At 64.4% G+C, this 11,021-nt stretch carries 13 protein-coding genes; 5 read left to right on the top strand and 8 right to left on the bottom strand.

What is annotated here, in order from left to right:
- Both EOA36_RS14985 and trxB read right to left on the bottom strand, forming a co-directional pair.
- Window positions 1–87: LysR family transcriptional regulator (locus tag EOA36_RS14985; protein WP_145969177.1), on the bottom strand; the 87-nt coding region annotated here is incomplete at its 3' end.
- A gap of 91 nt (window positions 88–178) precedes the next feature.
- A complete protein-coding gene (gene trxB / locus EOA36_RS14980) occupies window positions 179–1,153 on the bottom strand; it encodes a thioredoxin-disulfide reductase (RefSeq protein ID WP_127278289.1) in 975 nt (324 codons plus the stop codon).
- 262 nt (window positions 1,154–1,415) lie between these two features.
- Between trxB and EOA36_RS14975 the strand changes: the two genes are divergently transcribed.
- Together EOA36_RS14975 and EOA36_RS14970 are read left to right on the top strand one after the other, a co-directional pair.
- Entirely contained in the window at window positions 1,416–1,895 is a 480-nt protein-coding gene (locus EOA36_RS14975) for an Lrp/AsnC family transcriptional regulator (RefSeq protein WP_127278288.1), read from the top strand.
- 245 nt (window positions 1,896–2,140) lie between these two features.
- Window positions 2,141–2,935, top strand: a complete 795-nt coding sequence (locus tag EOA36_RS14970) for a glycosyltransferase family 2 protein (RefSeq protein ID WP_127278287.1) — start codon at window positions 2,141–2,143, stop codon at window positions 2,933–2,935.
- Here EOA36_RS14970 and gmhB read toward each other — a convergent pair.
- The 4 genes from gmhB to EOA36_RS14950 all read right to left on the bottom strand — a co-directional run bounded on the left by gmhB (window position 2,932) and on the right by EOA36_RS14950 (window position 6,426).
- Complete coding sequence (gene gmhB, locus EOA36_RS14965; protein ID WP_127278286.1) at window positions 2,932–3,591, bottom strand: D-glycero-beta-D-manno-heptose 1,7-bisphosphate 7-phosphatase; 660 nt, start codon at window positions 3,589–3,591, stop codon at window positions 2,932–2,934. The genes EOA36_RS14970 and gmhB overlap by 4 nt on opposite strands.
- On the bottom strand, window positions 3,584–4,156 hold the full coding sequence (locus EOA36_RS14960; protein WP_127278285.1) for an SIS domain-containing protein: 573 nt from the start codon (window positions 4,154–4,156) through the stop codon (window positions 3,584–3,586). Before EOA36_RS14960 ends, gmhB begins: the two co-directional genes overlap by 8 nt.
- An 8-nt stretch (window positions 4,157–4,164) precedes the next feature.
- A complete protein-coding gene (gene rfaE1 / locus EOA36_RS14955) occupies window positions 4,165–5,658 on the bottom strand; it encodes a D-glycero-beta-D-manno-heptose-7-phosphate kinase (protein ID WP_127278284.1) in 1,494 nt (497 codons plus the stop codon).
- Between the two features lie 135 nt (window positions 5,659–5,793).
- Window positions 5,794–6,426 carry a LysE family translocator gene (locus tag EOA36_RS14950; RefSeq protein WP_127278283.1) on the bottom strand — a complete coding sequence of 211 codons (633 nt, stop codon included), beginning with the start codon at window positions 6,424–6,426 and terminating at the stop codon, window positions 5,794–5,796.
- A gap of 449 nt (window positions 6,427–6,875) precedes the next feature.
- Here EOA36_RS14950 and rfaD point away from each other — a divergent pair, with 449 nt between their 5' ends.
- Genes rfaD through waaC form a run of 3 tightly spaced genes read left to right on the top strand, consistent with a single transcriptional unit; the run spans window position 6,876 to window position 9,783 of the window.
- Entirely contained in the window at window positions 6,876–7,826 is a 951-nt protein-coding gene (rfaD, locus tag EOA36_RS14940; protein WP_127278282.1) for an ADP-glyceromanno-heptose 6-epimerase, read from the top strand.
- Window positions 7,799–8,806 carry a lipopolysaccharide heptosyltransferase II gene (gene waaF / locus EOA36_RS14935; RefSeq protein ID WP_127278281.1) on the top strand — a complete coding sequence of 336 codons (1,008 nt, stop codon included), beginning with the start codon at window positions 7,799–7,801 and terminating at the stop codon, window positions 8,804–8,806. Before rfaD ends, waaF begins: the two co-directional genes overlap by 28 nt.
- Complete coding sequence (gene waaC / locus EOA36_RS14930) at window positions 8,803–9,783, top strand: lipopolysaccharide heptosyltransferase I (protein ID WP_127278280.1); 981 nt, start codon at window positions 8,803–8,805, stop codon at window positions 9,781–9,783. Before waaF ends, waaC begins: the two co-directional genes overlap by 4 nt.
- 250 nt (window positions 9,784–10,033) lie before the next feature.
- Here waaC and greA read toward each other — a convergent pair whose 3' ends face one another.
- Window positions 10,034–10,507, bottom strand: coding sequence for a transcription elongation factor GreA (gene greA, locus EOA36_RS14920; protein WP_127278279.1), 474 nt, complete (start codon window positions 10,505–10,507; stop codon window positions 10,034–10,036).
- A 267-nt stretch (window positions 10,508–10,774) separates the two neighbouring features.
- Window positions 10,775–11,021 (bottom strand): tetratricopeptide repeat protein (locus EOA36_RS14915; RefSeq protein WP_145969176.1); only part of this gene is annotated, 247 nt, incomplete at its 5' end.

Here is an 11,021-nt window from a genome sequence, read left to right as displayed (position 1 = left end):
CAGATGCAGCGTCTCGGCCGCATGCGTAAACGACCCCGCTTCCGCCGCAGCGTGAAACACGCGTAGCTTGTCCCAGTCCAACGCCATGATTTCCCCTCGTTCCGGTTGGCGATTGAATGAAAAATCAGGCTTTTACACGGCGCTTCTAAGCCGTTTTTTTAACAGTTTTGCGAGCCGCCTATTCCGCTGCCTCGCGATGCACCTCGATGCCGGCCAGATACTTTTCCGCTTCGAGCGCGGCCATGCAGCCGAGCCCCGCCGCCGTCACTGCCTGACGGTAGATATCGTCGGCCACGTCGCCGGCCGCGAACACGCCAGGCACGTCGGTGCGCGTCGAATCCGGCGCTGTCCACAGATAGCCGTTCGGCTTCTGCTTCAGCTTGCCGGCGAACAGCTCGACCGCGGGCGCATGGCCGATGGCCACGAAGACGCCGTCGACCTTGAGGTGGCTCTCGGCACCGGTCACGGCATGCCTGAGCTTCAGCCCCTCCACCGAAGGCGGCAGCGGTGCCTTGCCGGGGCGGCCGGTGATCTCGTCGACGATCGTGTCCCAGATGACGCGGACATTGTCCTTCTTCAACAGCCGCTCGCGCAGGATGCGCTCGGCACGGAAGTCCGAGCGCCTGTGAATGACGGTGACGCTCTTGGCGAGGTTGGACAGATAGAGCGCCTCTTCCACCGCCGAATTGCCGCCGCCGACCACCGCGACATCCTTGCCGCGATAGAAGAAGCCGTCGCAGGTGGCGCAGGCCGAAACGCCGAAGCCCATGAAGTCCTGCTCGGTGGGAATGCCCAGCCACTTGGCTTGTGCGCCGGTGGCGATGATCAACGCGTCGGCCGTGTAGGTCGTGCCGGAATCGCCCTTGGCGCGGAACGGCCGCACATTGAGGTCGACCTCGGTGATGATGTCGTTGATGATGTCAGTGCCGACATGCTCGGCCTGCTTGAGCATCTGCTCCATCAGCCACGGCCCCTGGATCGGGTCGGCGAAGCCGGGATAGTTTTCGACGTCCGTGGTGATCATCAGCTGACCGCCCTGCTGCAGGCCGGCGACGAGCATCGGCTTCAGCATGGCGCGCGCGGCATAGACCGCCGCCGTATAGCCGGCCGGACCGGAACCGATGATGAGAACGGGCGCATGCTTGGTGGTCATTTGGAGCCTCTGCGGGGCGGACACGAGTGTGCCTTGGAAAAAGACGTGGAATGTCGCGCTTAATGTAAGGGCTGCCAGCCACGCCAGCAAGACGAGCGGACCGTCGTCCCCGGAAAGCTTCGGCCCGTGTGGATATTCGCGCGATCAGCGCTTTTCGTTACCTGTCCAAAATCGCGTCGACGAGGGCTGGCTTCGACACAAAAGTCGTTTAATTACAAAATCGCGAAAGATTCTTGCGCCACACTGATCATCGAGAACCCTAATGCCCCTCAAGGCCGATCTTGACGCCATCGACTGGAAGATCCTGCGCGAGCTTCAGTCGGACGGGCGCATGACCAATGTCGAGCTCTCGAACCGCGTCGGCATTTCGGCCCCGCCCTGCCTGCGCCGGGTCAAGCGGCTGGAGGAAGCCGGTATCATCCGTGGCTATCGCGCGCTGCTCAACGCCCCGGCGCTCGGCCTCGATGTCGTCGCCTTTTGCCTGGTCGGGCTGCATCACCAGGCCGATGCCGAACTGCGCATCTTCGCCGACCGCACGCGCGGCTGGCCGATCGTACGCGATGCCTGGATGGTGTCGGGCGAGTCCGATTTCCTGCTGCATTGCGTGGCAAGCGACCTCGGCAGCTTCCAGGCCTTCGTCATCGAGGAACTGACCTCGACGCCGAACGTCGACACGGTGCGCACCGCGCTCACCATTCGTCGCGTCAAGGATGAGGGTTTGGTGTCGTTCGAGCGACCCTGAGGCCAGCCGACGCCCGCGCGATAGGCGAATTCCTGACCTTCGCCACACCGGCGCCGCGTTGGTATTCGAAAGACGTTGATATACAAGGCTGAACGGCTCTGCCGGACTTCACTGCTTGACTGGGCGCTTGACTGGTTTCTCAAGCCATTCCAGAAAAAATGTGTAACGGTTTTCCGCCCGGAATTGCTTGAGAACAGATGGCGCGAGCACGTGAAATCCGGAAGAATCCGCATGAGAAGGGGACCATGACCCGTTTTGCAAGCCCGGTCTCGGCGCTCATCATCTGCGTGAACGAGGCCGATATGATCGGCCCGTGCCTGGAAAGCATCGATTTCTGCGCCGAGATCATCATCGTCGATTCCGGCTCGACGGACGGCACCGTCGAATGCGTGAAAAGCTATATCGCCAAGGGCTATCCGATAACGCTGCTGCACAATGACTGGCCGGGGTTCCCCCGCCAGCGGCAATTCGCGCTCGACCATGCCAACCAGCCCTGGTGCCTTTCGATCGACCCGGACGAGCGCGTCGACGGCCGGCTGCGGCAGTCGATCGTGGCCATCACCCAGGCGGCCGGCGGCAAGGCCAGCGGATGGTACATGCGCCGCCGCGACTGGCTGAAGGGCTACGGCTATGCCCATCGCTGGGTCCTGCACAACAGGCTGCTCAGGCTTTTCCGCAGGGAAGGCGCCACCATGGATCTCACCGCGCGGGTGCATGAATCCGTTCGCGTGCCGGGCGAGACCGACACGATCGAGGACGGTGTCTTGCTGCATCGCCGTGAAATATCGGTCGAGGAGGATCTTGCCCGGGCCAACGCCTATTCCAGCCTCAAGGCGGTCACGCTGGTCGAGAAAGGCAAGAAGCCCGGCCTGGTGCGGCTGGTACTGTCACCGTTCGGCAACTTCCTGAAATTCTACCTGGCCAAGCGCTACTTCCTGTGCGGCCGCCACGGCTTCGTCTACTCGATGTCGGTGATGATCTATTCCTTCGCCACCGAGGCCAAGCTCTACGAAGCCTCGCAGCGCGACGATAAGGCCTAGGCCGGCAGGCCGCGGTCCCGACCGAGCGTCTCCACGGCCGCGAGCAGGCCGCCGAGATCGCGGTCGTCATGCAAGCGCCTGATGGCGAAGCCAGGCTGAAGTGCCCCCTCACCGTCGACCAGCCAGCCCTGCGCCAGGCCCGCGCGTTGGCCCGCCTGCATGTCGGCCAGCTTGTCGCCGACCATCAGGGAGCGCTGGAGATCGAGATCAAGGCGCCTGCCCGCCTCGATCAGCATGCCCGGATTGGGCTTGCGCATCGGATGATCGGCAACAGCGAGATGCCCGACGCCAGCCTCGTGATAGGCGCAGGCCAGCACCATGTCGACGAACACACCCTGCCCGTTCAGCAACTCGACCACGCGGGCGTTCACCTTGGCGAAAACGTCCCAGCCGAAATAGCCGCGCGCGATGCCGGACTGGTTGGTGACGACGATCACCGGTATCCCCCTCCGGTTGGCGGCGGCGATCGCCGGCAGCATCCGTGGCCTGAGCTCGATCTCGGCCGGATCGCTGGGATAGTCGGTGTCGACATTGATGGTGCCGTCGCGGTCGAGGAACAGCGCCGGCGAGCGTACCGGGAAAACCCGGCCGCCGATCCGCTCCACCCAGAGCCCCGGTTCGGTCAGCGGGTGCGGCGTCCCGATCCCGTCAGCCATTCGACAGGCGCGCTTCGACCACCTCGCACAGATAGTGATAGAGGCACAAATGGCCTTGCTGGATGATCGGCGTCGAGGTCGAAGGTACGTTGAGCAGGATGTCGGTGAGCGGCTTCAGCTTGCCACCGGTGTCGCCGGTCAGGCTGATCACCGTCATGTCCATCATGCGCGCCTGTTCGGCGGCGGCAAGGATGCTCGGCGAATTGCCGCTGGTCGAGATCGCCAGAAGCACGCCGCCTGCGGCCCCATGCGCTTCGACCTGGCGTGAAAACACCGTGTCGAAGCCGTAATCATTGCCCCAGGCGGTCAGCATCCCGGCATTGGCCGGCAGCGCAATCACATTGTAGGCCTTGCGCTCCTTCAGGAAGCGGCCGACCAGTTCGGTGGCGATATGGATGGCGTCGCTGGCCGAGCCGCCATTGCCGCAGACCAGCAAGGCCTTTCCGGAGGAAAGCGCCGACACGACGGCACTCGCCGCACGCTCCATCTCGCTGGTCAGATCTCGCTCGACCGTGGCAGTGATGGCGGCCGCCGAGCGGACCAGATAGTCGTTCAATTCGGACATGAGATCCCTCAGTTGGTGGCGCCGCCGGCGCGCAGTTTGCCGATCGTGCCGGTGGTGCTCTTGCCGGCGACGAGGTCGACCAGCACGACGCGGCCGCCCGCCTTCTGCACCACATCGGCGCCGACCACGGTGTCGATCGTGTAGTCGGCGCCCTTGACCAGTATGTCGGGCAGAAGCGCTTCGATCAGCGCCAGCGGCGTATCCTCCTCGAACACCACCACGGCATCGACGGAAGCGAGCGCGGCGAGCACGCAGGCGCGGTCATGCTGGTCGTTGACCGGGCGGCCCGGCCCTTTCAGCCGCCGCACGGAAGCATCGCTGTTGAGGCCGAGCACCAGCCGGTCGCACTGGCTGCGCGCCGCGTGAAGCAGGCTGACATGGCCGGCATGCAGGATGTCGAAGCAGCCATTGGTGAAGCCGACGCTCAGCCCCTCCGCCTTCCATGCCGTCACCATGCGCGCGGCCGAGGCGGCGTCGAGAATAGCGTCCTTGTGGGCGGTCGGACCATGCGATCGGAACAGGGCGCCGGTGAGTTCCTCGACGCTCAGCCGCGCGGTGCCGCGCTTGCCGACCACGACGCCGCCGGCGGCGTTGGCGATGGAGGCCGCGGCGACAGGATCGGCGCCGGCTGCAAGCGCCAGCGCGAAGGTCGCGATCACCGTATCGCCGGCGCCCGAGACGTCGAACACCTCGCGCGCCTGGGTGGCGATGTGGCGCGCCTCCTCGGGGCCGACCACGCTCATGCCCTTTTCGCTGCGCGTGGCGACGACGAAGTCGAAGCCGTGCGCCGAAATCAGTTCCCGCGCCGCCGCCACGATCTCGTCATCGGCGAACACCGCATGGCCGACGGCCTCGCCGAGCTCCTTGCGGTTGGGGGTGACGGCGGTCGCGCCGGCATAGCGCGCATAGTCGCGGCCCTTCGGGTCGACAAGCACCGGCTTGCCCGCCTCCCGGCAGATGGCGATCAGTTCGGCGGCGACGCCGTCCAGCAAGATGCCCTTGCCGTAATCGGACAGGATGACGATGTCCGCCTGTTGCAGCGCGTCCCGGAAACGGCGGATCAGCTCAGCCCGTTCCGCCTCGCCGAGCGGCCTGATCTCTTCTTCGTCGAAGCGCAGCACCTGCTGGTTGAGCGCGCTGAAGCGGCTCTTCGACGAGGTCATGCGGCCGCGCTGCTGTGAAAGGCCAGCTGTCTCTGCGCCAAGCTCGCCCAGGATCCGCGCCAGGCTGTCGCCGGCGGGATCAGTGCCGATCACCGAGACCGGAATGGCGCGCGCGCCAAGCGAGACGATGTTGGCCACGACATTGCCGGCGCCACCCATGGCCGAGCTTTCGCCGCGCCCGTGCAGCACCGGGATCGGCGCTTCCGGCGAAATCCGCTCGATGACGCCATTGACGAAGCGGTCGAGGATGAAGTCGCCGACCACCAGCACGGCGATGTCGCCGAAGCGCGCGATGGCGCGGTGCAGGGGCTCGGGAGAAGGCGGATTGTGCTTGATCATGTCATCTGCCACGCGCGGGAAACGCCGATCTCAGATAGGTCGAAACACCAGATTTGCGAGGCCGGTCGGTCATGCCTGCCGATATACCGCAATTCGGCGCAGCGCAACGCCGGGGCGGAGGCAAACTCGGACCGGTCAGGTTTTCTGCAGGGCGACGTGGACGCCGAGCCCGACCAGCACCGCACCGCCGGCCCGCTGCATCAGCCGCTGCGCCCGGCTCGAACGGCGCAGCCGGCCGATCACCAGGCCGGCCAGGAACACGCACACGACATCGGCCGAGGAGAACATCAGGTTGACGATGGTGCCCAGCACGACGAATTGCAGCCACACCGGCAAGGCCGCGGAGGCATCGATGAACTGCGGCAGAAACGCCATGAAGAATATCGCGGTCTTGGGATTGAGCACCTCGACGGCGATGCTCTCGAAGAACGCTCGGCAAGCCGATTTGCGCTCGATCGCCGGCAGCGCCACGTCGCCCTCCACGCGCTTGCGAAACAGCGAGATGCCGAGCCAGATCAGGTACAGCGCGCCGACCAGCTTGACCGCCATGTAGAGCGGCGGAACGGCATGGAACAGCACCGACAGGCCGGCGGCGGCGGCAAAGACATGCACATAGCCGCCGAGGTGAATGCCGAGTGCCGCCGTCAGCCCCGACCAGCGTCCGCGCGCCATGGTCTGCGCGGCGGCGTAGAGCATGGCCGGACCCGGAATATAGGCGAAGATCGCCGTGGTGGCGAAAAACGCGATCAGCAGTTCGGTCGACGGCATTTTTTGTTCCTTTGTCGTTGGGTCTATGACAGGCAGCGCTTACTAACTTCAGCCCTTCGTCTCCGTTTTGGCGATACCACAAATGTTGGGTGTCTTCGAATTCGACCTATGACCTTTTTCTGGCGTTGGCGCTGCCCCTCACCTGCCTGCCGGCATCCTCTCCCCGTATAGAGACGGGGAGAGGGACGCTGTCATCGATGGTTTCGCCAATTTTCAACGTTGCAAGAGAAGGCGGCGAGGTTGCGTCCAGTTTCTTCTCCCCGTCACTATACGGGGAGAAGATGCCGGCAGGCGGATGAGGGGCGGCGCTGCCCTGACGTGATTGTCAGCAAGAAGCCTATGGCGACTCGCTAGACAGCAGCTTTGGGCCTAATCACGGATCCTGCTTTGTCGACAGCCCGGCCAGCCTCCCTTATAAGGACCGGAATCGCACGCAACCAGAGGCCTTCATGATCATCGTCACGGGCGGCGCCGGCATGATCGGCTCCAACATCGTCGCCGCGCTCAATGCGGAAGGTCATGACGACATCCTGGTCGTCGACGACCTGACCGACGGCCACAAGATCGCCAACTTGGCCGATCTCAGCATTGCCGACTATCTCGACAAGGACGACTTCCTGGCCCGCATGGAAGCCGGCTCGCTCGGCCGCATCGAGGCAGTCTTTCATCAGGGGGCTTGCTCGACCACCACCGAATGGAACGGCAAGTTCATGATGGACGTGAACTACGCCTATTCGAAACAGCTGCTGCATGCCTGCCAGGCGCTGCGCGTGCCCTTTCTCTACGCCTCCTCGGCTTCGGTCTATGGCGGCGGATCCGAATTTCGTGAGGAGCCGGCGTTTGAACGGCCACTCAACGTCTATGCCTATTCCAAGAAACTCTTCGACGACTATGTCAGGCGCACCGTGTTCGACAGCGATCATTCGCAGGTCGCGGGGCTGCGCTACTTCAATGTCTATGGCCCGCGCGAGGCGCATAAGGGCGCCATGGCCTCCGTCGCCTTCCATCTGTTCAACCAGGTCGAGCGCGGCGAAAATCCGAAGCTGTTCGGCGCCCATGACGGCTTCGGACCGGGCGAGCAAAGCCGCGATTTCATCCATGTCGGCGATGTCGCCGACGTCAATCTGTGGCTATGGAAGCGTGGCGCGAGCGGCATCTTCAACTGCGGCACCGGCCGCGCCCAGCCGTTCCGCGCCATCGCCGAAACGGTCATCGACACGCTGGGCAAGGGCGAGATCGAGTTCATAGAATTCCCCGACCATCTCAAGGGCAGCTACCAGAGTTTCACCCAGGCTGATATGTCCCGCTTGCGCGCGGCCGGCTATAACGGGCAATTCCGCACAGTAGAAACCGGCGTCAGAGACTATGTCGAATGGCTGAAAGCCCAACGATCCTCGTGATCGGCCCACGCTGGGTGGGCGATATGGTGATGGCGCAGTGCCTGTTCTCGGCGCTGAAGGAGCTCCATCCCAACGCCGCGATCGATGTGCTGGCGCCCGCCTGGGCGGCACCTCTGGTCAAGCGCATGCCGGAGATCCGCCAGCAGATCGACTTTCCGCTGAAGCCCGGCACGCTCGAATTCAGCCATCGCCGCCGCTTCGGCCGCCTGCTGCGCGGCCGCTACGACTTGGCCTATGTGCTGCCAGGCAGCTGGAAGTCGGCGCTGATCCCGTTCTTTGCCCGCATTCCGCGCCGTTTCGGCAATCTGCGCGAAATGCGCTATGGCCTTTTGACCGACATCGTACCATTGTCCGACGCCGTGAAACGGCGCACCGCGCAGGCCTATTTCGGCCTCGCCCAGGGCGGCAGTTTCCGCGCACCCCGGCTGACCGTGGACGCGAAAAACCAGGCCGCCCTGCTCGACCGCTTCGGTCTGGCGCCGCAAAAATTCGTGGCCCTGATGCCCGGTGCCGAGTTCGGCCCGGCCAAGCGCTGGCCAAGCGAAAGCTATGCCGGCCTTGCCCGCGAATTCATGGGCAAGGGACTGAAGGTCGCCCTGTTCGGCTCGAAGAACGACCGCGACGTGACGGCCGAAATCGCCGCATTGGCCCCCGGCGTCGTCGACCTCGCCGGCCAGACGCGGCTGGAGGACGCCATCGACCTGATCGCGGCCGCCCGGCTCGCGGTCTCCAACGACAGCGGGCTCATGCATGTCGCGGCCGCCGTCGGCACGCCGATCGTTGCCGTCTACGGCTCGACCTCGCCTGAAAATACGCCGCCACTGGCGGAACGGCGCGAACTGGTCTGGCTCGGCCTGTCCTGCTCGCCTTGCCACCAGAAAATCTGTCCGCTCGGCCACCTCAACTGCCTCAAGACATTGGAAGTCGGGCGGGTCGCCGCGGCGGCGGACCGGCTGCTGGAAGTTCCGGCCGCGGCATGAAGGTGCTGATCGTCAAGACATCGTCGATGGGCGATGTCATCCACACCTTTCCGGCACTCGAGGATGCCTGCCGCGCGCGGCCCGATATCGCTTTCGACTGGTGCGTGGAGGAGGCGTTTGCCGGCATCGTCGCGCTGCATCCGGCGATCGGCACCATCCACACGGTGGCGATGAGGCGCTGGCGAAAGAGCCTCTTCGACACGAACACCTGGCGCGAGGCGGCGGCCCTGCGCCGTGCCTTGCGCGCCTGCCGATATGATCTCGTCGTCGATGCGCAAGGCCTGCTGAAATCGGCCCTGGTGGCACGCCAGGCGCGTGCGCCGATCGCCGGCTTCGACCGGTCGAGCGCGCGCGAACCCTCGGCGACGCTGTTCTACGACGTCCCCTACGCCGTGCCGCGCGACCTGCACGCCATCGAGCGGACAAGGCGGCTGTTCGGGCTGGCGCTCGGCTACCGGCCCGATCTTTCGACGCTCGACTCCGGCATCGTCGCACCGATGGGCACGATCGCTGGCATCGACGGAAAAGCGGCCTTCCTGCTGCACGGCACCAGCCGCGAGGACAAGAAATGGCCTGCCGAGGACTGGATCGGAACCGCCCGCCTGCTGGTCGAGCGCGGCATGACGCCGGTCACCACCTGGTCGAACGAACGGGAGAAGGCCGTGGCCGAAGCGATCGCCAAGGCCGTGCCATCCACGGTCGTGCTGCCCAAATCGCCGCTGGCCGACATCGCAGCCATTCTCGGCCGCTCGACGCTCGTCATCGGCGCTGATACGGGATTGACCCACCTCGCCAGCGCCTTCGGCCTGCCGACGGTGGCGGTATTTTTGGCAACTGAACCGGGTTTGACCGGGCCGCGTGGGCAATATGCATCGACGCTGCTGGCAGCGTCCGGCGCGCGCGTGACGCCGGCGCAGGTGGTGGCGGAAGCGGAACGACTTTTAGAGCTTAGCCGGGCAAATACCCGGAAATACTGACTTTTCGACCGAACGATTGGAAAGGCTAGCGCCGCCCCTCATCTGCCTGCCGGCATCTTCTCCCCGTATAGTGACGGGGAGAAGGGGCTGAAATACGCGGTCGGCGCCAGCCACTTGGCGAAATCATCGATGACAGCGTCTTTCTCCCCGTCACTATACGGGGAGAAATGCCCGGCAGGGCAATGAGGGGCGGCGCAAACCTTCGCGCGAATAGCGCCTGTCAGCGCGGAGCCGCACCCAGCCGACGCCCTCAGATAAACTGCACCTGGACGATTTCGTACCCGCGTGCGCCACCAGGCGCGTTGACCTCGATGGCGTCGCCGACTTCCTTGCCGATCAGCGCGCGCGCGATGGGCGAAGAGATCGAGATGCGGCCGGACTTCACGTCGGCTTCCTGGTCGCCGACGATCTGGTAGGTCTTCTTCTCCTCGGTGTCCTCGTCGACCAGCACCACGGTGGCGCCGAACTTGACCCTGTCGCCGCTGAGCTTGGTGACGTCGATCACCTCGGCGCGCGCGATATAATCCTCGAGCTCGTTGACGCGGCCCTCATTGAGGCTCTGCGCCTCTTTCGCGGCATGGTATTCGGCATTTTCGGACAGGTCGCCATGCGAGCGCGCCTCGGAGATCGCCTCGATGATGCGCGGCCGCTCTTCCTGCTGGCGCCAACGCAGTTCTTCCTTCAATGACGCGAACCCCTCGCCTGTCATCGGGACCTTGTTCATAGTGCCTGACCTTTCCTGCCGCCGCCCCCGCGTTTCGGGGGAAGCCTTGTCCTTGGGTACAAAAAGAAAACGGTCCGGCAGCCTCGGGCTAACGGAACCGTTTCACCGCAATTTCCCTGAATATAGCAATCTTTGCGGGCTTTTCACGCTCAAAAATCGGTTTTGCAAAAATCATCCCTTCTTTTGTCAGCGAAGGTGGCTGTGGAATGGAGCGAACAAAAACGGCCGCGATCGCTCGCGGCCGCTTCGAGAAACCATGGTGCCCGATCAGCTCCTCATGAAATGTTCGATCTGCTCGGACAGCATGCCGTATTCGCGCGAACCCTTGCCGGTGCGCTTTTCGATCTCCGTCAGCTGCTGCTGGGCGCCGGCCAGGTCACCGATCTGCAGATGCGCCTCGCCGAGATATTCGCGCACCAGCGTGTAATTCGGGTCGATGCGCAGCGCTTCCTCGTAGTAGCCGAGGCCGACGGTAACGCGGCCGGAATGGCGGTGCGAATAGCCGAGATAGTTG

Origin of the sequence: Mesorhizobium sp. M8A.F.Ca.ET.021.01.1.1 (genome assembly GCF_003998025.1) — a bacterium.
Taxonomy (GTDB): Bacteria; Pseudomonadota; Alphaproteobacteria; order Rhizobiales; family Rhizobiaceae; genus Mesorhizobium.
The sequence above is the reverse complement of the archived record's forward strand: the minus strand, read 5'-3'. Positions and strand labels throughout refer to the sequence as shown.

Excerpts from the sequence above, each read along its gene's own strand:
- trxB (WP_127278289.1), bottom strand. The coding sequence starts at position 1,153 with ATGACCACCAAGCATGCGCCCGTTCTCATCATCGGTTCCGGTCCGGCC.
- EOA36_RS14975 (WP_127278288.1), top strand. The coding sequence starts at position 1,416 with ATGCCCCTCAAGGCCGATCTTGACGCCATCGACTGGAAGATCCTGCGC.
- EOA36_RS14970 (WP_127278287.1), top strand. The coding sequence starts at position 2,141 with ATGACCCGTTTTGCAAGCCCGGTCTCGGCGCTCATCATCTGCGTGAAC.
- gmhB (WP_127278286.1), bottom strand. The coding sequence starts at position 3,591 with ATGGCTGACGGGATCGGGACGCCGCACCCGCTGACCGAACCGGGGCTC.
- EOA36_RS14960 (WP_127278285.1), bottom strand. The coding sequence starts at position 4,156 with ATGTCCGAATTGAACGACTATCTGGTCCGCTCGGCGGCCGCCATCACT.
- rfaE1 (WP_127278284.1), bottom strand. The coding sequence starts at position 5,658 with ATGATCAAGCACAATCCGCCTTCTCCCGAGCCCCTGCACCGCGCCATC.
- EOA36_RS14950 (WP_127278283.1), bottom strand. The coding sequence starts at position 6,426 with ATGCCGTCGACCGAACTGCTGATCGCGTTTTTCGCCACCACGGCGATC.
- rfaD (WP_127278282.1), top strand. The coding sequence starts at position 6,876 with ATGATCATCGTCACGGGCGGCGCCGGCATGATCGGCTCCAACATCGTC.
- waaF (WP_127278281.1), top strand. The coding sequence starts at position 7,799 with ATGGCTGAAAGCCCAACGATCCTCGTGATCGGCCCACGCTGGGTGGGC.
- waaC (WP_127278280.1), top strand. The coding sequence starts at position 8,803 with ATGAAGGTGCTGATCGTCAAGACATCGTCGATGGGCGATGTCATCCAC.
- greA (WP_127278279.1), bottom strand. The coding sequence starts at position 10,507 with ATGAACAAGGTCCCGATGACAGGCGAGGGGTTCGCGTCATTGAAGGAA.